21 protein-coding genes and 1 tRNA gene are annotated in these 24,193 nt (G+C 71.4%); 5 read left to right on the plus strand and 17 right to left on the minus strand.

All coding sequences use genetic code 11. The features are described 5' to 3' along the window. Positions 1-105: 105 nt before the first annotated feature. From AB0O48_RS02850 to AB0O48_RS02885, 8 genes are all read right to left on the minus strand, one after another. Entirely contained in the window at positions 106-1,359 is a 1,254-nt protein-coding gene (locus AB0O48_RS02850; RefSeq protein ID WP_357242358.1) for a GTP-binding protein, read from the minus strand. 74 nt (positions 1,360-1,433) lie between these two features. Then, positions 1,434-2,345, minus strand: a complete 912-nt coding sequence (gene cysD / locus AB0O48_RS02855; protein ID WP_357241383.1) for a sulfate adenylyltransferase subunit CysD — start codon at positions 2,343-2,345, stop codon at positions 1,434-1,436. Positions 2,346-2,420: 75 nt separating this feature from the next. Next, on the minus strand, positions 2,421-3,251 hold the full coding sequence (locus AB0O48_RS02860) for an inositol monophosphatase family protein (RefSeq protein WP_357241380.1): 831 nt from the start codon (positions 3,249-3,251) through the stop codon (positions 2,421-2,423). Between the two features lie 135 nt (positions 3,252-3,386). After that, the gene (gene pth / locus AB0O48_RS02865) at positions 3,387-3,980 is read right to left on the minus strand and encodes an aminoacyl-tRNA hydrolase (RefSeq protein ID WP_357241377.1); all 594 of its coding nucleotides are present in this window, start codon (positions 3,978-3,980) and stop codon (positions 3,387-3,389) included. 88 nt (positions 3,981-4,068) lie between these two features. After that, positions 4,069-4,758: a 50S ribosomal protein L25/general stress protein Ctc gene (locus AB0O48_RS02870; protein ID WP_357241374.1), complete on the minus strand. Its 690-nt coding sequence runs from the start codon at positions 4,756-4,758 to the stop codon at positions 4,069-4,071. A 334-nt stretch (positions 4,759-5,092) separates the two neighbouring features. Further along, positions 5,093-6,073 (minus strand): ribose-phosphate diphosphokinase, encoded by a 981-nt coding sequence (locus tag AB0O48_RS02875; protein WP_030329105.1) that lies wholly within the window; start codon positions 6,071-6,073, stop codon positions 5,093-5,095. A 58-nt stretch (positions 6,074-6,131) separates the two neighbouring features. Continuing rightward, positions 6,132-7,691 carry a bifunctional UDP-N-acetylglucosamine diphosphorylase/glucosamine-1-phosphate N-acetyltransferase GlmU gene (gene glmU / locus AB0O48_RS02880; RefSeq protein ID WP_357241371.1) on the minus strand — a complete coding sequence of 520 codons (1,560 nt, stop codon included), beginning with the start codon at positions 7,689-7,691 and terminating at the stop codon, positions 6,132-6,134. Between the two features lie 110 nt (positions 7,692-7,801). Further along, positions 7,802-7,873, minus strand: a tRNA-Gln gene (locus AB0O48_RS02885). 434 nt (positions 7,874-8,307) lie between these two features. Here AB0O48_RS02885 and AB0O48_RS02890 point away from each other — a divergent pair. Then, positions 8,308-9,273, plus strand: coding sequence for an acyl-CoA desaturase (locus AB0O48_RS02890; protein ID WP_357241368.1), 966 nt, complete (start codon positions 8,308-8,310; stop codon positions 9,271-9,273). A 221-nt stretch (positions 9,274-9,494) separates the two neighbouring features. Then, positions 9,495-10,190: a TetR/AcrR family transcriptional regulator gene (locus AB0O48_RS02895; RefSeq protein WP_357241365.1), complete on the plus strand. Its 696-nt coding sequence runs from the start codon at positions 9,495-9,497 to the stop codon at positions 10,188-10,190. Between the two features lie 7 nt (positions 10,191-10,197). On the opposite strand, the gene AB0O48_RS02900 is transcribed toward AB0O48_RS02895, so the two are convergent. The 7 genes from AB0O48_RS02900 to AB0O48_RS02930 all read right to left on the minus strand — a co-directional run bounded on the left by AB0O48_RS02900 (position 10,198) and on the right by AB0O48_RS02930 (position 16,743). After that, positions 10,198-10,674, minus strand: a complete 477-nt coding sequence (locus tag AB0O48_RS02900; protein WP_357241362.1) for a DUF4383 domain-containing protein — start codon at positions 10,672-10,674, stop codon at positions 10,198-10,200. A gap of 206 nt (positions 10,675-10,880) precedes the next feature. Further along, positions 10,881-11,336 (minus strand): DUF4383 domain-containing protein, encoded by a 456-nt coding sequence (locus AB0O48_RS02905; protein ID WP_357241358.1) that lies wholly within the window; start codon positions 11,334-11,336, stop codon positions 10,881-10,883. Between the two features lie 101 nt (positions 11,337-11,437). Further along, positions 11,438-13,243 (minus strand): ABC-F family ATP-binding cassette domain-containing protein, encoded by a 1,806-nt coding sequence (locus tag AB0O48_RS02910; RefSeq protein ID WP_357241355.1) that lies wholly within the window; start codon positions 13,241-13,243, stop codon positions 11,438-11,440. A gap of 120 nt (positions 13,244-13,363) precedes the next feature. After that, positions 13,364-14,314 (minus strand): 4-(cytidine 5'-diphospho)-2-C-methyl-D-erythritol kinase, encoded by a 951-nt coding sequence (locus AB0O48_RS02915; RefSeq protein ID WP_357572718.1) that lies wholly within the window; start codon positions 14,312-14,314, stop codon positions 13,364-13,366. Then, on the minus strand, positions 14,311-14,895 hold the full coding sequence (locus AB0O48_RS02920; protein ID WP_357241348.1) for a Uma2 family endonuclease: 585 nt from the start codon (positions 14,893-14,895) through the stop codon (positions 14,311-14,313). Before AB0O48_RS02920 ends, AB0O48_RS02915 begins: the two co-directional genes overlap by 4 nt. Before the next feature lie 32 nt (positions 14,896-14,927). After that, positions 14,928-15,797 carry a 16S rRNA (adenine(1518)-N(6)/adenine(1519)-N(6))-dimethyltransferase RsmA gene (rsmA, locus tag AB0O48_RS02925; RefSeq protein ID WP_357241345.1) on the minus strand — a complete coding sequence of 290 codons (870 nt, stop codon included), beginning with the start codon at positions 15,795-15,797 and terminating at the stop codon, positions 14,928-14,930. 46 nt (positions 15,798-15,843) lie between these two features. Beyond that, positions 15,844-16,743 carry a TatD family hydrolase gene (locus AB0O48_RS02930; protein ID WP_365062535.1) on the minus strand — a complete coding sequence of 300 codons (900 nt, stop codon included), beginning with the start codon at positions 16,741-16,743 and terminating at the stop codon, positions 15,844-15,846. Positions 16,744-16,844: 101 nt separating this feature from the next. On the opposite strand from AB0O48_RS02930, the gene AB0O48_RS02935 reads away from it, so the two are divergent. Continuing rightward, complete coding sequence (locus tag AB0O48_RS02935) at positions 16,845-18,092, plus strand: hypothetical protein (RefSeq protein WP_365062537.1); 1,248 nt, start codon at positions 16,845-16,847, stop codon at positions 18,090-18,092. A 45-nt stretch (positions 18,093-18,137) separates the two neighbouring features. On the opposite strand, the gene metG is transcribed toward AB0O48_RS02935, so the two are convergent. Beyond that, the gene (gene metG, locus AB0O48_RS02940) at positions 18,138-19,940 is read right to left on the minus strand and encodes a methionine--tRNA ligase (protein WP_357241336.1); all 1,803 of its coding nucleotides are present in this window, start codon (positions 19,938-19,940) and stop codon (positions 18,138-18,140) included. 479 nt (positions 19,941-20,419) lie between these two features. Between metG and AB0O48_RS02945 the strand changes: the two genes are divergently transcribed. After that, positions 20,420-21,292: a hypothetical protein gene (locus tag AB0O48_RS02945; protein WP_365062540.1), complete on the plus strand. Its 873-nt coding sequence runs from the start codon at positions 20,420-20,422 to the stop codon at positions 21,290-21,292. A gap of 24 nt (positions 21,293-21,316) precedes the next feature. On the opposite strand, the gene rsmI is transcribed toward AB0O48_RS02945, so the two are convergent. Continuing rightward, positions 21,317-22,165: a 16S rRNA (cytidine(1402)-2'-O)-methyltransferase gene (rsmI, locus tag AB0O48_RS02950; protein WP_357241330.1), complete on the minus strand. Its 849-nt coding sequence runs from the start codon at positions 22,163-22,165 to the stop codon at positions 21,317-21,319. A 132-nt stretch (positions 22,166-22,297) separates the two neighbouring features. On the opposite strand from rsmI, the gene AB0O48_RS02955 reads away from it, so the two are divergent. Continuing rightward, positions 22,298-23,959 (plus strand): phospholipid carrier-dependent glycosyltransferase, encoded by a 1,662-nt coding sequence (locus AB0O48_RS02955; RefSeq protein ID WP_357242355.1) that lies wholly within the window; start codon positions 22,298-22,300, stop codon positions 23,957-23,959. Positions 23,960-24,193: the final 234 nt, after the last annotated feature.

Consider the following 24,193-nt stretch of genomic DNA (forward strand, 5'->3'; position numbering starts at 1 on the left):
CGGGTTGATCAAGAGGTTTGCGTCAAAATCCGGGCTCGGACTGACACAAACCTCTTGATCACCGGACGGATGGACAGGGGCTGGGGTGGGTTGGGGTGGGTTTGGTTAGGTGGCTTCGACGATCATGGCGGCGCCCACCGTGCGGTTGGTGGCCTCGTCGATGATGACGAAGCCTCCGGTGGTGCGGTTGCGCCGGTACTCGTCGGCGAGCAGCGGCACCGTCGTCCGCAGCCGCACCCGGCCGATCTCGTTGAGCCGCAGTTCGTCGGCCGACTCGTCGCGGTGCAGCGAGTTGATGTCCAACCGGTAGTGCAGCCCGCGCACGATCGCCCGCGCCGACCGGGTGGTGTGCTTGATCGCGTACCGACCGCCGACCCGCAACGGGGCCGTCTCGTCCATCCAGCAGACCATCGCCTCGATGTCCTGGGCCACCGCCGGCGCGTTGTTCGGCCGGCAGATCAGGTCACCCCGCGAGATGTCGATCTCGTCGGCCAGCCGTACCGTCACCGACATCGGCGGGAACGCCTCCGCGACCGGCCCGTCGGCGGTCTCCACGGCGGCGATCCGGCTGGTGAAGCCGGACGGCAGCACCATCACCTCGTCACCCGGCTTGAGCACGCCGGAGGCCACCTGACCGGCGTAGCCGCGGTAGTCGGTGACCGTGGTGGACTGCGGACGGATCACGTACTGCACCGGGAACCGGACGTCGACCAGATTGCGGTCGCTCGCGATGTGCACCCGCTCCAGGTGGTGCAGCAGCGACGGGCCTTCGTACCAGGGCATGTTCTCCGAGCGGGTGACGATGTTGTCGCCGCGCAACGCGGAGACCGGCACCACGGTCAGGTCCGGTACGTCGAGCTTCGCGGCGAACGCGGTGAACTCGTCGGCGATCCGCTCGTAGACCTCCTGCGACCAGTCCACCAGGTCCATCTTGTTGACACAGAGGACCAGGTGCGGCACCCGCAGCAGCGAGCACAGGAACGCGTGCCGGCGGGACTGCTCGACCAGGCCCTTGCGGGCGTCCACCAGGATCAACGCCAGGTCCGCGGTCGACGCCCCGGTGACCATGTTGCGGGTGTACTGGATGTGCCCCGGGGTGTCGGCGATGATGAACTTGCGGCGCGGGGTGGCGAAGTACCGGTACGCCACGTCGATGGTGATGCCCTGCTCCCGCTCGGCCCGCAGACCGTCGGTGAGCAGTGCCAGGTTCGTGTACTCGTCACCACGGGCCGCGCTGACCGCCTCCACCGCAGCCAACTGGTCGGTGAAGAGCGACTTGGTGTCGTAGAGCAGCCGACCGATCAGTGTCGACTTGCCGTCGTCCACGCTGCCGGCGGTCGCGAAGCGCAGCAGATCCATCGCCCGGGCCTCCGGCCCGGCCCCGGTAACAGCCCGGGCCTCCGCATCCGCGGACGCCGCGATCTCGGTGCTCATCAGAAGTAGCCCTCCCGCTTGCGGTCCTCCATGGCGGCCTCACTGACCCGGTCGTCACCACGGGTGGCGCCGCGCTCGGTGATCCGGGTGGCCGCCACCTCCTCGATGACCTTCTCCACGGTGTCCGCGTCGGAGCGGACCGCCGCGGTGCAGGAGGCGTCGCCAACGGTGCGATAGCGCACCTGCGCCTTGAACCGCTCCTCACCCGCGCGGGGTCGGAAGAACTCGTTCACCGCGTAGACCATGCCGTCGCGCTCGATCACCTCGCGCTCGTGCGCGTAGTAGATCGAGGGCAGCGGGATCCGTTCCCGGGCGATGTAGTGCCAGACGTCCAACTCGGTCCAGTTGGACAACGGGAAGATCCGGATCGACTCTCCGGGGTGGTGGCGGCCGTTGTACAGCGACCACAGCTCCGGCCGCTGGTTCTTCGGGTCCCACTGGCCGAACTCGTCGCGGAAGCTGAACACCCGCTCCTTGGCCCGAGCCTTCTCCTCGTCGCGGCGGGCACCGCCGAACAGCGCGTCGAAGCGGTGTTTCTCCACCGCGTCCAGCAGCACCGGCGTCTGGATCCGGTTGCGCATCCCGTCGCCGGACTCCCGGACCATGCCGCTGGCCAGCGCCTCCGGCACGCTCGCGACCACGAGCTGCAACCCCAGCTCGGCGACCCGCTGGTCGCGGTATTCCAGGACCTCGGGGAAGTTGTGCCCGGTGTCGACGTGCATGACGGGGAAGGGGATGCTGGCCGGGGCGAACGCCTTCTGCGCCAACCGCAGCATGACGATCGAGTCCTTGCCGCCGGAGAAGAGCAGCACCGGGCGTTCCATCTCGGCGACCACCTCGCGCATCACGAAGATGCTCTCCGCCTCCAGGGCGTCCAGGTGGGAGACCCGGTAGGCGGCGGGGGTGGTCATGACACCGGCTCGATTCGCTCGCTCATCCGATTTCCAGACCTTTCCGGTCGGACATGTCAAGAAAGTGCGCTCAGGCTACCCGGAATGTCTTTGCAGCGCTGCAAGCAACCGGTTGGCGAGATCCTTGCGACAGACCAGCAGGTCCGGCAGGCGCGGATCCGCCTCGTTGTATTTCAGCGCAGAACCATCGATCCGGGAAGCGTGCAGTCCGGTGGCCGTCGCCACAGCCACCGGGGCCGCCGAGTCCCACTCGTACTGCCCACCCGCGTGGATGTACGCGTCCACCTCGCCGGTGACCACGGCAGCGATCTTCGCGCCGGCCGAGCCCATCGGCACCAGATGCGCCCCGACGTCCTCGGCCAGGTCGGTCAGGAAGACGGGCGGTCGGCTCCGGCTGGCCGCCAGGCGGATCTTCCGCTCGCCGGCCGTCGCGGCCTCCACCGTCATCGGCGGGTACGCCGGCGGGTAGTCCGTGCCCAGCACCCGGTGCTGCGCCGGCAGCCCCACCGCCCCGGCGACCAGCCCGTGTGGACTCGGCGCGCTACGCGCCCAGAGCGCCACGTGCACCGCCCAGTCGGAGCGGCCCTCCTCGGAGAACTCGCGGGTGCCGTCCAACGGGTCGATGATCCACACCCGGTCCGAGGTCAACCGCGACACCGCCCCGGCGTTCACCTCCGCTGCCCAGGCCAACCGCGAGCCCTCGTCCTCCTCGGAGAGCACCGCGTCGCCCGGCCGCCACTTCGCCAACTCCGTGCGGATCAGGTCGTGCGACACCTTGTCCCCGGCCGACTTCAGCGCGCCAGTGTCGGCGAAGCCCATCTCGGCGCGCAGGTCGAGCAGCGCCTGCCCCGCGCGGGACGCCAACCAACGGGCGAACGCGCCGTCGATCATCGGAGGACTGGTCATCTGCCCGCTCCTGTCGCCTCGCCGCGACCCGTGCCCGCACGGACCGATTCGCCGCGACCCGCGTCGGCAGGCGCGGCACGCCGAAAGGCGCAGACTACCGGCCAACCGTTTCGGATCCGGTACGCCTCGCCCGGCTCAGCCCCCGTGGTAGAGGTTCTGCGTCGGCTCCACGCCCTTGACGATCACCGACTCCACCACGTCGGCGGCCCGGTCGACCAGGAAATCCAGCTCCTTGCGCTCCGCCGTGCCGAAATCCGACAGCACGTAATCCGCCGGGTCCTGCCGCCCCGGCGGTCGGCCGACGCCGAACCGGACCCGGGCGTAGTCCTTCGTCCCCAACGACTTCGACATCGAGCGCAGGCCGTTGTGCCCGCCCTCACCGCCGCCGAACTTGATCCGCACCTGACCGAAGTCGATGTCCAGCTCGTCATGGACCGCGATCACCTGCGTCGTCGGCACCTTATAGAACTGGGCCAGGGAGGCCACCGGCCCGCCGGAGAGATTCATGTACGTCAGGGGCTTCGCCAGCACCAGCTTCGGCCCGCCGAATCCCAGCCGCGCCTCGGCGACCTCGGCCACCGCCCGCTTGTGCCGGCCGAACCGCGCGCTCAACCGCCCGGCCAGCAGGTCGGCCACCATGAACCCCACGTTGTGCCGGTTCCCGGCGTACTCCCGACCCGGGTTGCCCAGGCCGACCACCAGCCACGGTCCCGCCGCCTCGTCCGTCACGACCCGTCCCTTCCGACGCTCATCCCACCCGATACGCCGACAGGCGCCCCCGAAGGTCCGGGAGCGCCTGTCGCAAAGCTGGAACTGATCAGGCCTCGGTACGCGCCTCGGTGGTCTCGCCGCCCTCGGCGGTGTCCGCACCCTCGGAGCCCTCGGTGGTCTCGCCAACCTCGGCCTCAGCCTCGTCGGTGGCCACCTCGACCTCGGGCAGCGTCGCCTCGAGCTGCTCGGCGGTGGGGGCAGCGGTCACCGATGCGACGGTCAGCTCCGAGTCGGCGACCAGCTCGACGCCGGCCGGCAGCTCGACGTCGGCGGCGGTGACCTGGCTGCCCGCCTCCAGGCCCTCGATCGACGCCTCGAGGTGGTCCGGAACCTTGGTGGCGTCCGCGGTCACGGAGAGGGTGTCGTGGTCGTGCACGATCAGGGTGTCGCGGGCGGCCTCGCCGGTCAGCTGCACCGGAACGTCGACGGTGACCTTCTCGCCCCGGCGGACCAGGATCAGGTCGACGTGCTCGAAGGTGTCCCGGATCGGGTCCCGCTGGATCGCCTTCGGCAGCGCCAGCACCTGCGTGCCGTCGGTGATGTCGATCGCGAAGAGCTGGTTGGCACCGCCCTTGCGGATCGCCGCGGCGAACTCCCGCGACGGCAGCGCGATGTGCTTGGGCTTCTCGCCGTGACCGTAAAGCACGGCGGGCACCAAGCCGGCCCGGCGGGTACGGCGGGCACCACCCTTGCCGAACTCGGTGCGGGGCTCGGCGCTGATCTTTACCTCGGACACGGGGAAACTCCTGATGCTTTTCGCTGCGGCGGCTTGTCGTCTTGCGGTGCTGGGGCGAGGGGCTCGCTGGGGCTCATGCGTCATGAACGACTGCCCGGAGCACCGCGTCGATGACGGTGCCTCCGTGCGGCGCTTTTCAGCGGCCCGCCGGGCACCCTCGCCGTGGCAACCGCACCAGTCTACCCGAGCTGTTTCCAGGGTTTCCGGCAGTCCCCGTTCACGGCTCCAGACCGGCGCGTCGACGGCGTTCCCATCGGCGTGCCAGCCCCGTTTCCCACCAGACTGCCAGCTTTGTACCCGTCGGCGCGTCGAATGACGAAACGGGGCGCACCCCTCAGCTCAGGCCACCGAAGAGGGTGGTCACCGACCCGTCGTCGAAGACCTCCCGGATCGCCCGCGCCAGCAGCGGCGCGATCGACAGCACGGTCAGCTTGTCCAACTGCTTCTCCGGCGGCAGCGGCAACGTGTTGGTCACCACGATCTCGCTGATCGAGCTGTTCTTCAGGCGCTCCGTGGCCGGGTCCGACAGCAGCGCGTGGGTGGAGGCGACCACGATCTCCGCCGCCCCCGACTCCTTGAGGATGTCCGCGGCCTTGGCGATCGTGCCACCGGTGTCGATCATGTCGTCGACGATCAGGCAGACCCGGCCCTCCACCTCGCCGACCACCCGGTTCGCCACGACCTGGTTCGGCTTCATCGGGTCGCGGGTCTTGTGGATGAACGCGAGCGGGCAACCGCCCAGCCGGTCGGTCCACCGCTCGGCCACCCGCACCCGGCCCGAGTCCGGTGCCACCACTGTCATCGGCCGGCCGGCGTACTTGTGCTCCACGTACTCGGCCAGGATGTCCATCGCGAAGAGGTGGTCCACCGGGCCGTCGAAGAAGCCCTGGATCTGTGCGGTGTGCAGGTCGACGGTGAGGATGCGGTTGGCGCCCGCGGTCTTCAACAGGTCCGCCACCAGCCGGGCCGAGATCGGCTCCCGGCCGCGGTGCTTCTTGTCCTGCCGGGCGTACGGGTAGAACGGCAGCACCACGGTGATCCGCTTGGCCGACCCCCGCTTCAGCGCGTCCACCATGATCAGGGTCTCCATGACCCAGGTGTTCACCCCGTGCGTGACGGACTGCACCACGAAGGCGTCCGACCCACGCACCGAGTCCTTGAACCGTACGAAGATCTCGCCGTTGGCGAACTCGTAGGCGTCGGCCGGCGTCGGCGCGACGCCGAGCACCTCGCCGATCTCCTTGGCCAACTCCGGAAAGCCACGTCCGGAAAAGAGCATCAGGCTTTTGCGGTTTTCGGCGACGATGCTGCCCATGGGCCCGTCTGCTCCCGTTTTGTCGGCGGTACCCGACCCGGTGGTGGTGGGTCGGGGACTATTCGGTTGCAGTATCTCCCGCGCCGGATGTGCCGCCCACCGTCTCGGTCACCCCGTGCATTGCCTCACTGTCGCTTGCGGCGCCGGCCCCCTCCGACGCACCCTTCGCGTCGCCGGAACGCCGCGCACCCTTCGCGTCGCCGGCCCGCTGCGCGGCCTCGGCCGCCGGCGTACCGGCCCGCCGCTTCGCCACCCAGCCCTCGATGTTGCGCTGGCGCGCCCGGGCGACACCCATCGCGCCCGCCGGCACGTCGTCCACGATCACCGAGCCGGCCGCCGTGTACGCGCCGTCGCCCACCTCGACCGGCGCCACGAACATGTTGTCCGCGCCCGTCCGGGCGTGGCTGCCGATCACCGTGCGGTGCTTGTTGACCCCGTCGTAGTTGACGAAGACCGACGCCGCGCCGATGTTGGTCTGCTCGCCGATCGTCGCGTCACCCACGTACGTCAGGTGCGGCACCTTCGAGCCGGCGCCGATCTCGGAGTTCTTCACCTCGACGAACGTGCCGACCTTCGCCTTGTCGGCGAGCCGCGCGGCGGGCCGCAGGTACGCGTACGGCCCGACGCTGGCGCCCGCGCCGACCTCGGCGCCGACGGCGTGGCTGCGGACCACCGACGCGCCGGGGCCGACGATCGTGTCGACAAGCGTGACGTCCGGCCCGATCGACGCGCCCGCACCGACCACCGTCGCGCCACGCAACTGGGTGTTCTGGTCGACCACCGCGTCGCGGTCCAGGGCCACCGTCACGTCGATCCAGGTGGTCACCGGGTCGAGCAGGCTCACCCCGGTACGCATCCACACCTCGTTGACCCGGTCGCGCAGCAGCCGGCGCAGCGCCGCCAACTCCACCCGGTCGTTGCAGCCCAACGTCTCGACGTGGTCGACGGCCATGTGCACAGCGACCGGCTCACCCGCGGAACGGAGCAGGCCGAAGACGTCGGTCAGGTACTCCTCGCCCTGGTCGTTGTCGGTGGAGAGCTTGCTCAGCGCCTCGCGCAGCCGCACCGCGTCGAACGCGTAGATGCCGGCGTTGATCTCCCGGATCGCGCGCTGTGTCGCATCCGCGTCGCGCTCCTCGACGATCTGCTCCAGGCGGCCGTCCGCGTCCCGGACGATCCGCCCGAGCCCGGTCGGGTCGGGCACCTCGGCGGCCAGCACGGTGGCCGCCGCAGCCGCCTCCTCGTGCGCGGTCACCAGCGCGCCGACCGTCTCGGGACGCAGCAGCGGCACGTCCCCGTTGATCACCACAACCGTGCCGGCGCCGTCCGGGACGGCCTCCAGCGCGATCCGCACGGCGTGTCCGGTGCCGAGCTGCTCGGCCTGGAGCACGGGCGTGGCGTCCGGAGCGACAGCGGTGAGGTGCTCCCGAACCTGGTCGGCGCCGTGCCCCACCACGACGACGGTCCGGTCCGCGGCCAACGGCGCGGCGGCGCTCAGCACGTGACCGAGCAGCGTCCGACCGAGCAGGGGGTGCAGCACCTTGGGCAGTGTCGACTTCATCCGCTTGCCCTCACCGGCGGCGAGTACGACGACGGTACGAAGGTGGGGCTGGGGCACGACGTGGCTCCCGTCGGGACGGCGGACACTTCCGCGGCCATGCTAGCCGCGAGGCCCGGCACCTTCCCCTCTTACCCCCACCTGACCCTAAAACGGACGTAGGTGGGCAGCTCGGCCGCCAGGGTTCGAACCTGAAATACGGGTACCAAAGACCCGGGTGTTGCCAATTACACCACGGCCGATCAGCGACGCGAGGGCATCGCGCGGGGGATGCTACCCCGCCGCTACACCTTAGCGCCCCGGTCGCCGGACGCCATCGCTCATCCCTCCGCCCCGGCGAGCGCTGATCAACCCAGCCCCACTGCGGTCGGGCCATCCAAGCCCTGAGCCACCGCCGCCATCACCCCGGCGATCATGGAGTTGTCGCCCAACACGCCGACGACACGCGCGGACAACTTCATGATCACCGCGTGGGGTGGGGGTGGGCGGGGTGGGGCGGGCGGGCTGTCCCCGCCGCACCCGGGGCACTCGGCCCACCGTCTACACGGCACTTGACCTGCGAGTTCGGCGAGCTGCGCGAGAGTTGTTCGAAACTTCCCCGTGCGATCTACCGGGCCGTAAGTTACGGTGACGTAGGCGTAGCTTCGTGATCGTCACCGTCCCCCTGCGAGGTCTCATGTCCACCACCCTGCTCGATCCGAACCCGGCCCCCAGCGGTCCGAAACCACTCACCGACGGCAGCCAGGCCCCCGGCATCCTGGCCGCCCTCTGGGCCTTCGTGGTGATTCCCTTCGTCGCCCTGCTGATCGCCGTGCCGGTGGCCTGGGGAGGCTGGCTGGGCTGGACCGACGTGGTCATCGGCCTGGTCTGGTACGTCGTCTCCGGGCTCGGCATCACCGTCGGCTTCCACCGCTACTTCACGCATGGCTCGTTCAAGGCCAAGCGCTGGCTGCGCGTGTCGCTGGCGGTGGCCGGGTCACTGGCGGTACAGGGCGAGATCATCCAGTGGGTCGCCGACCACCGGCGCCACCACGCGTTCTCCGACCTGGAGGGTGACCCGCACTCCCCCTGGCGCTTCGGCACCAGCTTCTGGGCGTTGACCCGGGGCCTGTTCCACGCACACGTGGGCTGGTTGTTCCGCCGAGAGCTGTCCAACCGGGAGCGTTTCGCCCCGGACCTCATCGCCGACCGGGACATCAGTCGGGTCGACCGCCTCTTCCCCGTGCTGGTGGTCATCTCGCTGCTCGGTCCGGCGCTGATCGGCGGCCTGGTGACCTGGTCCTGGCAGGGGGCGCTCACCGCGTTCTTCTGGGCCGGGCTGGTCCGGATCGGCCTGCTGCACCACGTCACCTGGGCGATCAACTCGGTCTGCCACGTCTACGGCGAGCGCCCGTTCGCGATGCGCCAGGGCGACCGCGCGTCGAACTTCTGGCCGCTGGCGATCCTGTCGTTCGGCGAGAGCTGGCACAACCTGCACCATGCCGACCCCACAAGTGCCCGGCACGGTGTGCTGCGTGGCCAGGTGGACATCTCCGCCCGGGTGATCTGGTTGTTCGAGAAGACCGGCGCGGCGACGCAGGTGCGCTGGCCGAAGCCGGAACGCCTCGCCGCGAAGCTGGTGAAGCCGGTCGCACCCCGATAAAACCGGGCGGTACGCCGGGTTGCCGCCTGGCAGGATGGCCGGATGACCGAGCCACGCGGGGGGACCGGACGGCTCGGCAGACGGGGGTCGCACCCGATCCGGGTACGGTCGGACGGCGGCAGGGCGGCCGGACCGCCGGCCAGTGAGGCGACGACGTGAACGGGCACAGCGGAGGCACCATTCCACGGCAGGGCGTCACCGAGCGCCAGCGAGGCGGCGACATGCCTGAGGTCACTGATGGTGAGGGTGTCGGCGGCCGGCGGGTGACACCGCCGGTCCCGGCGCCAAAACCCAAACCCGCCTCCCGAGTCCGCATGTCGGCGGCCCAGCGACGCGAGCAGTTGATCGCGACCGGTCGGCAGCTCTTCGCCGAGCGCGGTTTCGACGCCACCTCCATCGAGGAGGTGGCGTCCCGCGCCAAGGTCTCCAAACCTGTGGTGTACGAGCACTTCGGCGGCAAGGAAGGTCTCTACGCGGTGGTGGTGGACCGGGAGGTCCGGGCCCTGCTGGACCGGATCACCACGGCATTGACCGCCGGGCACCCGCGGGAGCTGCTGGAGCAGGCGGCCTTGGCGCTGCTGACCTACATCGAGGAGGAGACCAGCGGTTTCCGGGTGCTGGTCCGCGAGTCGCCGCTGATGTCCGGCACGGCCACCTTCAGCAGCGTGATGAACGACGTCGCGCACCAGGTCGAGCACATCCTGGGCGCCGAGTACAAGAGCCGGGGGTACGACCCGAAGCTTGCCGAGCTCTACTCGCAGGCGCTCGTCGGCATGGTGGCGCTGACCGGCCGCTGGTGGCTGGAGGTGCGCAAGCCGCGCAAGGAGACGGTGGCGGCACACCTCGTCAACCTGGCCTGGAACGGGCTGTCGCACCTGGAGGCGAAGCCGACGCTGATCACCGCCCGGCGGCACTGACCAGTCGTCAGCGTCGGTGCACGTCGGCCACCGGGTGTTTGCGGTTCGTCAGCTCCGCCTCGGCGTGTTCCGGTGGGCCGATCTTGTCGTACAGGCCGGTGCCCAGCAGGATCAGGCCGAACAGCATCGACACGATCACCGTCGACATCGAGAAGTTGAGGAAGTTCGCACCGGTCTGCAGCACCGACATCATCAGGATGCTGGTCACCAGGAACACCACGCCGGCCGTGAGGTTCATGTAGTGGCCGAGGTTGGTGCGCCGGGACGCCCCGATGATCAGGACGACTCCGAAGACCACCGAGGCGAGTGAGAAGGCCAGGTTGGTACGCAGCCCGAGGGCCCAGGTGCTGCTGCGATCGAACAGCGGGTCGCCGATCGTCTCGGCGACACCCCAGACGCCGAAGACCAGGATGTAGACGCCGATCAGACCGGAGAGGACCCGGTAGAGCGGCCGTGCCGGATGGTTAACCGGAAAGTGCGGCATACCCAACCCCCTGATTGACCGTTTCAGGAGGAATTGTCACCCAAGGTAAGACCAACTGTCCGAAGAACCCCAAAGCCGAAAGGGTCCGCCAAAGGCTGGACCCGGTCAGGTTTTCGCCGGAGCCCGAGCTGCGCAGGGATCAAGCCTGACCGCCCGGAGCAGCTCGGGCTCCGGCGAAAACCCACAACCGCAACCAAGCAACAAACTCAGAGAACGAGCCGAGCCTTCCGGAAAGCCTCCGCCTCGTCCTCCGACCCGACCTTGCCGTACATCCCGACCATGAGCAGCACCAGGGCGACGGTCATCACGACCATGACGGTGACGATGCTGAAGTTGAGGATGTTGGCGTCGGTCCGGATGAAGGCGAGGCTGGCCAGGCTGATCACCATCAGGGCGTACGACAGCCACTGGTTGATCGCCACGTCGATGTTGCGGCCGAGCGCGATGCCGACCAGCACGACGAGCCCCAGCAGCACGCTGAGCAGCGAGAAGCCGAGGTTCGTGCCCTGGCCGAGGACCCGGGTGTCATCCTGGGCGAGGATCTCGTTGCCGGTGCTCGCGATGATGCCGAGCACACCGAAGACCACCAGGTACAGACCGGTCAGCCCGCCGATCGCCCGGTAGATCGGCCGCGCGGGGTGGTTGACGGGGGTGTGGGCCATGTCTGAGTCTCCAACGCCGTGGGGTAGGTGTCGCCGACGATTGTCCCGCATGTGGCGGTGTGACGCCGCACACGGCCCCCGGGCCGGTGCGTCCGGCCCGGTCAGCTCTCGGGAAGCTCCTCGGCGAGCGTCATCCAGGTTTCCTCGATCCGCTCCCGCTCGGCGCGCAGATCCTTGAGCTGAGCGTCCAGGTCGGCGACCCGGGCATAGTCGGTGGCGTCCGCCGCGAGTTGTCCGAGCAGGGTGGTCTCGCGCTGGTCGAGCTTGCCGAGCTGCCGTTCCAGGCGGGACAACTCCTTGCGGGCCTGGCGGACCTCGGCGGCGGACATGCCGCCTCCCGAGGCGGGCGCGGAGGTCGAGGTCGAGGTGACGCCCGCCCGCGAGAAGCCGGCTCGCTCCGCGGTCCGGGCGAGGTATTCGTCGACCCCGCCCGGCAGGTGCACCAGCCGGCCGTCGCCGAACATCCCGTACGCGGTGTCGGTGACCCGCTCGATGAGGTAGCGGTCGTGGCTCGCCACGATGATCGTGCCGGGCCACGAGTCGAGCAGGTCCTCCAGCGAGGCGAGGGTGTCGGTGTCCAGGTCGTTCGTGGGCTCGTCGAAGAGCAGCACATTGGGCTCACCGGCGAGCAGCCGCAGCATCTGCAACCGGCGGCGTTCGCCACCGGAGAGGTCACTGACCGGGGTCCAGAGCCGCCGGTCGTCGAAGCCGAACACCTCGGCGAGCTGCGCGGCGGAGACCTCCCGGTCGCCGAGCTGCACCCGGCGGGCGACCTCCTCGACGGCTTCGAGGACCCGCAGGTGCCCGGGCAGCTCGCTGAGCTCCTGCGACAGGAACGCGGGCCGCACGGTGGAGCCGGTGCCGAGGCGACCACCGTCGGGGCGGGTGATGCCGGCGAGCATCCGCAGCAGCGTGGTCTTGCCGGCGCCGTTGGCGCCGAGGATGGCGATCCGGTCTCCCGGGCCGACCAGCCAGGTGACGTCGCGCAGGATCTCCTTCGGGCCGGCGTGCAGCTCGACGTTCTCCAGGTCGTACACCTGCTTGCCGAGCCGTGAGGTGGCCATGCGCTGCAGCGACATGGTGTCGCGCGCCGGCGGCACGTCGGCGATCAGCGCGTTCGCGGCGTCGATGCGGAACTGGGGCTTCGACGTCCGGGCCGGCGGTCCACGGCGCAGCCAGGCGATCTCCTTGCGGAGCAGGTTCTGCCGGCGGGCCTCGGTGGCGGCGGCGACGCGCTCGCGCTCGGCGCGGGCGAGGGTCCAGGCGGCGAAACCACCCTCGTAGGCGCGGACGGTCTGGTCGGCGACCTCCCAGGTGTTGGTGCAGATCGCGTCCAGGAACCACCGGTCGTGGGTGACCACGACCAGGGCTCCCTTGCGCCCCACCAGGTGCCGGGCCAGCCAGTCGACACCGCCGACGTCGAGGTGGTTGGTGGGCTCGTCGAGGATGAGCAGGTCGGAGTCGCGAACGAGCAGCGCGGCGAGCGCCACCCGTCGCCGTTCGCCACCGGACATCGGGCCGACCGGCTGGTCGAGGCCGAGGTGCGGCATGCCGAGGCCGTCGAGGATGCCCCGGACACCGGCGTCGCCGGCCCACTCGTGCTCGGCGCCCATGCCCTCGTTGAGCCAGGCGGTGCCGAGGACGACGTCCCGGACGGTGGCATCCGGCGCGAGGGTGAGCTGCTGCGGCAGCCACAACACGCGGAGGTCGCGGCGGTGGGTCACCCGGCCGTCGTCGGGGTCCTCCTGCTTGGTGAGAAGCCGCAGCAGGGTGGACTTGCCGGCGCCGTTGAGGCCGACCACGCCGATCCGGTCGGCGTCGTCCAGGCCGAGCGAGACGTCCGTGAGCAGTCGCCCTGCCGCGCCGTACCCCTTGGACACCCGGTCCAGATTGACGATGTTCGCCACGTTCCACCCTTCATGATCAAGGCGTCCGGGTGCCGGCGGGCACCTGGACGCCTGCCCCAAGGGTACGCGGACGCCCCGGGCACCCGCGCCGCGCGCCCGCAGGCCGGGTGGGACGCGCCGTCAGCCGACCCGGGCGCCGGCGACCGGACCGCGCGCGACCCGCGCCTGACGGCACACGCCGGCAGCGGTCAGCTCGGCGGCGATCCGCTCCGCGTCGGCGGCGTCGGCGGCGAGGAACACGCAGGTCGGCCCGGAACCCGAGACGATGCCGGTGAGCGCACCGGCCGCCTCACCCGCCTTGAGCGTGTCGGCCAACGCCGGGCGCATGGCCAGCGCGGCGTCCTGGAGGTCGTTGCCGAGCATCCGGGCCAGCACCCGGGGATCGCGCTGGCGCAGCGCGCCCAGCAGCCCGTCGGTGCTGCCCAACGGGTCACCGGCGGCGCCGGCGTCGCGGAGCCGATCCAACTCCCGGTACGCGGCCGGGGTGGACAGGCCGCCGTCGGCGAACGCCACCACCCAGTGCCAGGAGGTGGGGCGGACCAGCACCGGGCTGATCGCCTCGCCCCGGCCGGTGCCCAGCGCGGTGCCGCCGTAGATCAGGAACGGCACGTCGGAGCCCAGGTCGGCGGCGATCCCGGCCAACTCGTCGCGGGACAGCCCGGTGCCCCAGAGCGCGTCGCAGGCGACCAGGGCGGCGGCCGCGTCGGCGCTGCCACCGGCCAGCCCACCGGCGAGCGGGATCTGCTTGCGCAGGTGCAGTCGGGCGTGCGGCAGCACCCCGGCGTACCCGGCGAGAGCGTGCGCGGCGCGGATCACCAGGTTGCTGTCGTCGAGCGCCAGCTCGCCGGTGCCCTCGCCCTCCATGGTCAGGGCGAGCGTGTCGCCCCGGCGGGCCGTCAACTCGTCGTAGATCGAGATGGCGTGGTAGACGGTGTTCAGCTCGTGGTAGCCGTCGCGACGCAGCGGACCCACCCCGAGGTGCAGATTGACCTTCGCGGGCACCCGGACCTTCACCGGCCCGATGGCCCCGAGCCGCTCGTCCTCGCCGTCCGGTCGCCAGGCCTCGGTCACGGGGTGATGTCCCGCACGTGCAGGCGGATGTCGAACGGCTTGGCCACGATCAGCTCCTCGGCAGAGTCGGCGGCCAGCTCGTAGCGGCCGTCGACCAGGTCGTACGCGTACACGTGCACCGGATTCTGCTCGATCCGCCAGTAGTGCGGGATCCCGGCATCGGCGTAGTCCGCAGGCTTCTCCAACCGGTCCCGCCGACGCGTGCCGGGCGAGACGACCTCGACGGCCAGCATGACCTGCTCAGCATCGAAGTAGTGGCTGGTGCCAACGAGGGGACGGCGCAACAGCACCACGTCCGGCTCAAGGGTGTTGCGGTGGTTGATCGCCACTCCGATGGCGGTAGCTGGCGACAGATCCAGCGGGGCGTGCTGTCGCAGCCACATCCAGAGCAGGCTGCTGATGTTCTGGTGGTCATAGGTGGGGGAAGGGACCACGACGAGGACTCCGTCACGTAGCTCGACGCGGGGGGCGTCGTCGGGCAGGGCCAGCACGTCCTCGATGGTGTGGTTGGCCAGTCGCTGCCGGACCGGATCCGGACCCCATATCCCCTGGGCGGTGGGCTCGATCGGCTGCGCGGTCACTCGTACACCTCCTCGGCGGGCACGGCGTCAGCCTACTTCGCGGTACGCGTACCGGCCGGAGCCGACGCGGCGATGGCGGCGAACTGCTCGACGGTCAGCGACTCCCCCCGGGCGCCGGGGTCGACACCGGCCGCGGTGAGCGCGGCGGCGGCCCGGTCCGGGCCACCGGCCCAGCCGGCCAGGGCGGCGCGCAGCGTCTTGCGGCGCTGCGCGAACGCCGCGTCGACCACGGCGAAGACCTGCTTCCGGGGTACGTCGGCGCGGGGCGGCTCGTGGCAGGTGAAGGCGACCAGGCCGGAGTCGACGTTGGGCACCGGCCAGAACACGTTCGGCGGCACCTTGCCGGCGCTTCGCGCGTGGGCGTACCAGGCGAGCTTGACCGACGGGATGCCGTACACCTTGGAGCCGGGACCGGCGACGAGCCGGTCGGCGACCTCCTTCTGCACCATCACCAGGCCGTGCCGCAGGGTGGGCAGCACGGCGAGCAGGTGCAGCACCACCGGCACGGCCACGTTGTAGGGCAGGTTCGCCACCAGCGCCGTCGGCGGTGGGTCGGCCAGCTCGGCGGCGTCGACGCGCAGCGCGTCGGCGCGGTGCACGGTCAGCCGGCCGGCGTCCGCGCCGGCGTGCCGGGCGACGGTCTCCGGCAGCGCCCCGGCGAGCACCGGGTCGATCTCCACGGCGTGCACGTGCCCGGCGACCGGCAGCAGGCCCAGGGTCAGCGAGCCGAGCCCGGGGCCGACCTCCAGTGCCACGTCGTCGGGGGTCAGCCCGGCGGCGGTGACGATCCGGCGGACGGTGTTCGGGTCGTGCACGAAGTTCTGGCCCAGCTTCTTGGTGGGCGCGACGCCCAGCCGGGCGGCGAGTTCCCGGATCTCCGCCGGGCCGAGGAGACCGGTCATGGTTGGCAGCGTAGCGACGGGGTCGGGGCCGACCGTCGGGCCGGGCTCACCACGGGCCGAAGGCCCGGTCACCGGTGGCGGAGATGGCCGCGCACAGCTCGTCCAGGTCACTGCCGGTGGTCGCGGCGAGCGCGCGGACGGTGAGCGGGATCAGGTACGACGCGTTCGGCCGGCCCCGGTGCGGCGTCGGCGTGAGGTACGGCGCGTCGGTCTCCACCAGTAGTTGGTCCAGCGGGGTGAGCGCGGCGGCCTCGCGCAGCGCCGTCGCGCTGCCGAAGGTGACGGTGCCGGCGAAGCTCAACAGGTAGCCCCGGCGCACGCACTCACGGGCGAACTCGGCGTCACCGGAGAAGCAGTGCAGCACCACCGTCTCCGGCGCGCCCTCGTCGTCGAGGATCCGCAGCACGTCGGCGTGGGCGTCCCGGTCGTGGATGACAAGCGCCTTGTCGTACCGCTTGGCGATGGCGATGTGCGCCCGGAAGCTGGCCTCCTGCGCGGCACGCCCCTCGTCGCCGGTCCGGAAGAAGTCCATGCCGGTCTCGCCGATCCCCCGGACCCGGTCGCGGGCGGCGAGGGACTCGATCTCCCGCAGCGCCTCGTCGAGGTCGGTCAGGCGGGGCGCCTCGTTGGGGTGCAGCGCCACGGTGGCCAGCACGGCGGGATACCTGTCGGCGGTGTCCGCGCCCCATCGCGAGGAGGCGACGTCGACCCCCACCTGGACCAGCCGGTCCACGCCGACCGTGGCGGCGAGCGCGATGGCCACCGCGACCGGGTCGTCGGCCGGGCCGCCGCCCGGCACACCGGCCTCACTGACCGTGATGTCCAGGTGGGTGTGGCTGTCCAGCACCGGCCGGGGCAGCGGCTCGGGGGCGGGCGGAAACTCTCCGGCCCGCCGGGCGGCACGCTCTCGACGGGATTCAGTGGGCTCGCTCATCAGCGACAGCATCACACACCGGGCCTGTCCATCTGCCCGCCACCCGACGTTCACCCCGACTACGCCGCGCGACTCTACCGTCGCCGCGTGAGCGAGCGAAGCGAGGCGGCGGCGTGAGCGTCACACCCCACGCGAGCGGCGCGGCCGAAGAACGCACCGGGCTGCACGTGGCGTTCGGCGGGGGCGTCTACCCGGCCGAGGAGATCGCCCGGGGTGCCGCGTACGAGTTGTTCAGCGCCGACGAGGTGGCCGGCTTCGAGTGGGCGCCCCGACCGGGCAGCGCCCTGCCGTGGCACCGGTTCGTGCACGTCACCGAGGTGACCGCGGTGCACGGCGCCACGGAGCCCTCCGACGAGCCGGAGACGCCGCTGATGGTGCCCGCGCACCGCGAGCGGGGTTGGGCGTACCTGCACCAGCTCAGCCAGCAGCCCGCCGCGGCGGCCGATCCGACGCTGGCCGCGGCACGGGCGTCGGCGGTGGTCCGGCGGGGCACCCGGATGGTCAAGGTGCTCTCCGCCCAGCAACTCGCCGGGTACGTGCGGGGCTGGTTGCCGCACGGCTTCTGCTACCGCGAACACGACGTGGCGCACCTGCGTACGCCGGCGACGACGACGGTGCTGCGGACCGACGGTGAGGTCAGCAGGGACGGTCCGGAGGTGGCGTACGCGTTGCGCTGGCGGGCGTCCGACCCGGGCGACTACGACGTGCCGGTGGGTGAGGCGCACCGCGGCCTGACCGCGCTGGGATCCCGGGACCGGATCGGCGCGCCGGTGCTGGGCACGGGCTTCGTGCCGAGCAACGGTCACCTCATCCCGGAGTTCATCACCCGCGACTTCGCCGACCTGCCGATGCCGGCGAACGCCGCCCTGATCGCCTATCCGGCGGAGGGGGTGGAGGTGGTGCTCTACACCTACCAGGCCGAGCAGCGCGGTTGGCTGCGGATGGTGGGCCCGCAGTGGCGGCACCTGCTGGCCGCGGTGCCGGGCCTCTCCCCGGACCAGGAGTACGTGCCGAACGCCGACGCGCCGCGTTCCACCCAGCTTGTCGGTTGGTACGGCGACAGCGAGTACGAGGCGGTGGCCGACCTGCCCGGCGGGTTCCGGGTGCTGGCGAAGACCCGGGCGGCCCGTTACCCGGTGAGCGCGGTCGCCCGTCGGGTCCGGTTCGCCCAGTGGCGGGGCGTGCCGTGCCTGGTGCTGCGGGAGGAGGCCGGTTGGTTGCGGCTGCGGCTGCGCTACCCGAACCCGGACGCGGTGGTCGCGGCCGGTGCGCAGTGCCAGGAGCGGGGGGTCTACGAGGCTTGGGCGCCGGGCGCCGAGGTGACCGACGACCAGGTGATGGACGCCCGGTACGTGATGTGACGGCCCCGGGCGGCAGGATGACCCGCCGCCCGGGGCGTCGCGCGTTCAGTCGGCCAGCCGGGCCAACTCCTCGTCGACGATCGACGGGTCGAGCTTGCGGAACACCGGCTTCGGCGCGGCCAACGGCCGGCCCGACTCGATCGACACCGACTCCCAGCGCGCGCCGACGGTGTAGTCCCCGGTCAGCACCGGGTACGCCGGACCGCCGTCCAGGTCGTCGACCTGCTCGATGACCGGCATCGGCGCGTGTACGCCGGTGCCGCCGAGCAGCTCGTGCACCTGCTGCGCGGAGTGCGGCAGGAACGGGGTGAGCAGCGTGTTGGCGTCGCTGATCACCTGGAGGGCGACGTGCAGGATGGTGCCCATCCGGGGCTTGTCCGCCTCGGCCTTGAGCTTCCACGGGGCCTGCTCGGACAGGTACCTGTTGGCCTCGGCGACCACCTTCATGGCCTCGCCGATGGCCTGCTTCTGCCGGTGCCGGCCGATCAGGTCGCCGACCGTGGTGAACCCGGTCCGGGAGACGGCGAGCAGCGCCTCGTCGGCCTCGGTGAGCCCGGCCGGGTCGACCGGCGGGATCGCGCCGAAGTTCTTCGCCGCCATCGAGACGCACCGGTTGACCAGGTTGCCCCAGCCGGCGACCAGCTCGTCGTTGTTGCGGCGGAGGAACTCGGCCCAGGTGAAGTCGGTGTCGTTGCTCTCCGGACCGGCAGCGGCGATGAAGTACCGCAACGCGTCGGCGTCGTAGCGGTCCAGGAAGTCGCGAACGTAGATGACCACCTTGCGGGACGAGGAGAACTTGCGCCCCTCCATGGTCAGGTATTCGCTCGACACCACCTCGGTGGGCAGGTTGAGCCGGCCCAGCTGGCCCGGCTCACCGTCGCGGGAGCCCTCGCCGGAGTATCCGGAGAGCAGCGCCGGCCAGATGACCGAGTGGAAGACGATGTTGTCCTTGCCCATGAAGTAGTAGGAGCGGGAGTCCTTGCCCTCCCCGTCGGTCGACCACCACTTCCGCCACGCCTCCGGGTCGCCGGAGCGGCGGGCCCACTCGATGGAGGCGGACAGGTAGCCGATCACCGCGTCGAACCAGACGTAGATCCGCTTGTCGGACCGGTCCCGCCAGCCGTCGAGCGGGATCGGCACGCCCCACTCCAGGTCCCGGGTGATTGCCCGGGGCTGGAGGTCGTCGAGCAGGTTGCGGGAGAAGCGCAGCACGTTGGGTCGCCACCCGTCCCGGGTGTCCAGCCACTGCCGCAGCACCTCGGCCAGCGCGGGCAGGTCCAGGAAGAAGTGCTCGGTCTCGACGAACTTCGGGGTCTCCCCGTTGATCCGCGACTTGGGGTCGATCAGGTCGATCGGGTCGAGCTGGTTGCCGCAGTTGTCGCACTGGTCGCCGCGCGCGCTGTCGTACCCACAGATCGGGCAGGTGCCCTCGATGTAGCGGTCGGGCAGGGTGCGCCCGGTGGACGGGGAGATCGCGCCCATGGTGGTCTTCGGCACGATGTAGCCGTTGCGGTACATCCCCTCGAACAGCTCCTGCACCACCGCGTAGTGGTTGCGGGTGGTGGTGCGGGTGAACAGGTCGTAGGAGAGGCCGAGGCCGTGCAGGTCCTCGACGATCACCCTGTTGTACCGGTCGGCCAGCTCGCGCGGGGTCACCCCGTCGGCGTCGGCCTGCACCTGGATCGGGGTGCCGTGCTCGTCGGTGCCGGAGACCATGAGCACGTCGTGGCCGGCCATCCGCATGTACCGGGCGAAGACGTCGGAGGGAACGCCGAAACCGGAGACGTGGCCGATGTGGCGGGGGCCGTTGGCGTACGGCCAGGCCACTGCCGCGAGAACGTGACTCATGAGCAGCAAGCCTAGTGACCCGGCCGGGGCGACCGCGAACCAATAGGGGGTGCCGGGCCGACGGACCGGACCGACCACCCCGCCAATTGGTCCGATTTGTCGCCGACACGCGGCTCAACTGCCCGATCCGCCCTCCCGATCGGTGTGCAATGAACCTCGTGACTGGCAGACGAGCGGCGCGGGATCACGAGGACCCTCCCACCGGCCCGACGGTCGACGGCGACCCCGAACCGGCCGCACCCCGCGGTGCCGGGGTCGCGCCCCAGCCCAGGCCGGTGCCCGGTGTCGACCCGGCCTCCGCGCCGCGACCGAGCCCGGCCGCACGACCGGGCGCTGCCACCCGTCCGAGCCCGGCCCCACGACCGGGCGCTGCCGCACGACCGGGCACTGCCGCACGACCGGGCACTGCCGCCGACCGGCCGGCGGAACAGCAGCACACACCGTCCGGACGGGCGGTCGCGCCGAGACGCGACGACGCCATGAATCTCGCCGCCACCCCGGCCCGGCCCACGCCGGCCGCACCGACGCCCACCCCGGTCCGTCCGACCCCGGCGGCACCCGTACCCAGCCCAGCCCGGCCCGACCCGCCGGTCCCACCGGTCGGCGCGGAGGCCGTCGAGGTGGAGCCGACCACCGGGGCGCCGGTGGACGCGGTGCCGAGTCGGGTGCCCGTCCGGCAGCAGAGCAGCCGGGAGCGGGGCCTCCGGGCCGGCGGTGACCAACCGGACGACGACGGCGCCTTCTGGGCGCCGATCGAGCAGGTGCACTGGGACGGCACGCCGGTCCGGGAGGACCCGTCGCCGCAGCGCGACCGCGGCTCACGCCAGGCGCGACGGCGCGCGCCGAGCCGTGGCGTCCCACCGCCGGATCCGCTGCCCGGGCTCGCCGCGCTGGTTTCGCTGACCCTGGTCACGGCCTTCTTCGCCTGGGTCAGCGCCGGCCCGTTCTGGCTGGCGGTCGGGCACGCGCGAGCGGGCACCGTGGTGATCGCCGAGTGCACCGGCGGCGGGCTCACCCAGCGGTGCCGGGGGATCTTCACGGAACGGGACGGGCGGTTCGTCGCGCACGGGGTACGCGTCAGCGGCGTGCCCGCCGGGGCGGACGCGACCGGCACACCGCTACCGGCGCGGATGACCGGCTCCGACGGCGGTACCGCGTACGCGGACACCGGACTGGTCCGGCACCTGCGCTGGCTGCCCGGCCTGCTGGTGGTGCTGTGCTGCACCGCCGGCATCGTCCGGTGGACCGGGTCGGCCCGACTGCCCGGCCGCCGGCACCGCCGCTGGGCCGTGGCGGTCGCCGTCACCGGCCCGGCGCTGATCACCGTCGGCTTCCTGGTCGCCGCCTGGTAACCCGCCGTCCGCCGGGACCCTCGGTCAGCTGTGCACGATCGTGTAGACGTCCCGGCGGCGCAGCGCGTACTCGGTCGCGACGTCGGTGATGGCGTCGCGGCGGGACCGGCCGGCGGCCTCCCGCTCGGCGACCGCCGCGCGCAGGGTGTCGTCGTCGGGGCGCTCCGGTGCGGTCACCGGCGCCCCGGCCACCACCAGGGTGATCTCACCGCGCGGGTCGCCCTCGGCGGCCCACCGGGCCAACTCGCCGAGGGGGCGGCGGACGACCTCCTCGTAGGTCTTGGTGAGTTCGCGGCAGAGCGCGGCCGGCCGGTCCGCGCCGAACGTGTCGGCCAGGTCGGTGAGCGCCGCGCCGATCCGGTGCGGGGCTTCGAAGAAGACGAGCGTGCGTTCCTCGGCGGCGAGGGCGCGCAGCCGGGATCGGCGGGCGCCGGGGGTGCGGGGCAGGAAGCCCTCGAAGCAGAACCGGTCGCAGGGCAGCCCGGACACCGCCAGGGCGGTGGTGACGGCGCTCGGCCCGGGAGCGACGGTGACCGGCGCGCCGACGTCCAACGCGGCCCGCACCAGCCGGTAGCCGGGGTCGGAGACGCTCGGCATCCCCCCGTCGGTGACAAGTGCCACCACGTATCCGCCGAGGATGACCTCGACCAGCTCGGGCGTACGCCGCTCCTCGTTGCCCTCGAAGTAGGAGACGATGCGACCGCCGACGGTGATGTCGAGATCGCGGGCCAGCCGGGTGAGCCGGCGAGTGTCTTCGGCCGCGACGACGTCGGCGCTGATCAGCACCTCCCGAAAACGGGCCGAGGCGTCGGCGGGGTTGCCGAGCGGGGCACCGAGCAGGATCAGGCGCCCAGCTTCGGACATTTCACCCACGAATTCGTCTCCTTCATCGACAGCGAGTACCGGTATCGGGGACGACGGGCGCCACCGAGCACCTTGGCAGCCTACGATCGCCGGGTGACGAGTGCGTCGACTGCGCAGAGCCCGAGCGCCGATCCTGCCAAGATGGTCGAGGTGACGGGCGAGCCCAGCCCACACCAGGAGCCGACGGCGCCGCCCGCCGGTGACGGCGGCGTGCCCGCCCAGATCCGGCGACGGTTCGCCACCATCGACAGCCAGGTGGACCGGTTCTCCTGGGCGGCCACAGCCGTGGTCGTGGCCATCGCGGCGATCCTGCGCTTCGTCGGGCTGTCCAGCATCAAGGGCAAGATCTTCGACGAGACGTACTACGCCAAGGACGGCTACGGGCTGATCAGCCGGGGCGTCGAATGGAACTACAAGGACAACGGCCCGTCGTACGTCGTGCACCCACCGCTGGGCAAGTGGCTGATCGGCCTCGGCGAGTGGGCCTTCGGCTACCAGGACGCCGACTCGAAGGTCTCGGTCCCCGGGCACCTGATGACCACCGCGCCGGAGTTCGGCTGGCGGTTCTCGGCGGCCGTGATCGGCACGCTGTCGGTGTTGCTGCTGGTGCGCATCGGTCGGCGGATGTTCCGCTCGACGGTGCTCGGCTGCGCCGCCGGCCTGCTGCTCGCCCTGGACGGCTTCCACCTGGTGCTGTCCCGGGCGGCGCTGCTCGACATCTTCCTGCTCTTCTTCGTGCTGGCCGCGTTCGGCGCGTTGGTGCTCGATCGGGACGCCCGCCGCCGCCGCTGGGCACGGGCGCTTGACGACGGGCTCGACCTGAGCCAGCCGGGCCGGGCCGGCCGACCGCCGACCGGCTGGCGCACCTGGCCGTGGTGGCGGTTGGCTGCTGGCGTCCTGATCGGCTGCGCCTGCGCCGTGAAGTGGAGCGCCCTGTACTTCGTCCCGGCCTTCGCGCTGCTGGTGATTCTCTGGGAGGTCGGCGTCCGCCGCTCGGCGGGGGTCCGCCGGCCGTGGCGGGACGCCCTGCTCGACGAGCTGCCCTGGTTGGTGCTGGCCGGCGTGCTCATGATCGGCACCTACCTGGCCACCTGGTCGGGCTGGCTGATCACCGACGACGGCTACTACCGGCTCGCGTCGGCCTACCCGGCCGCCCCGCTCAGTGACCGCCCGGTGATCGGGCCGCTGATCAACCTCTTCGAGTACCACCGTGCGGCGTACGGCTTCCATGCCCAGCTCGACGACGCGCACAAATACCAGTCGTGGCCGTGGCAGTGGTTGCTGCTCGGTCGGCCGGTGGCGTTCCACTGGACCGGTGACGGCGCCTGCGGCGCGCCGACCTGCGCCTCCGAGATCCTGCTGTTGGGCACCCCGCTGCTCTGGTGGTCCTTCCTGCCCGCCCTGGCGGCGCTGGCCTGGCTGGGCGTGGCTCGTCGCGACTGGCGGGCCGGCGCGATCCTGCTCACCGTGGCCGCCGGGCTGCTGCCGTGGTTCTGGTTCGCCCTCGACGGCCGGACGATGTTCTCGTTCTACACCGCGCCGGCGCTGCCCTTCCTGGTGCTGGCGGTGGTGTACGTGCTGGGCGCGCTCATCGCTCCCGCCGGGGGTGACGTGGGCACGGTGACGCCGCTGGTGCCCGGTGACCCGAGTTACGAACGCCGACTGGTGGGCAGCATCGCGGCCGGGGCGTACGTGCTGCTGGTGGCGCTCTGCTTCGCGTACTTTTATCCGATTTTCGTCGGCAAGACCATCCCGTATGCGGACTGGTTGTCCCGAATGTGGCTCGACGGCCGGTGGATATAAGCACCGACAGGCGACGCGCCGCATAGCGCGACGGAGAAGGGCCCGCACGCCGAAGCGTGCGGGCCCTTCTGACATAGACGCGCGCCCCGATCGCCTGCCACGGGGGAAGCGGGCGATTGGGGCGCGCATGAAGAGCTTAACCACCGCGCACCACCGGCACAACGGGTCAACTTAAGTCAGATTTCCGACCGATGGCGGCCGAGCCGATGCTTACCATCGGGCAGTTGACCGAGG

It is taken from the genome of Micromonospora sp. NPDC085948, from assembly GCF_040686315.1.
Taxonomy (GTDB): Bacteria; Actinomycetota; Actinomycetes; order Mycobacteriales; family Micromonosporaceae; genus Micromonospora.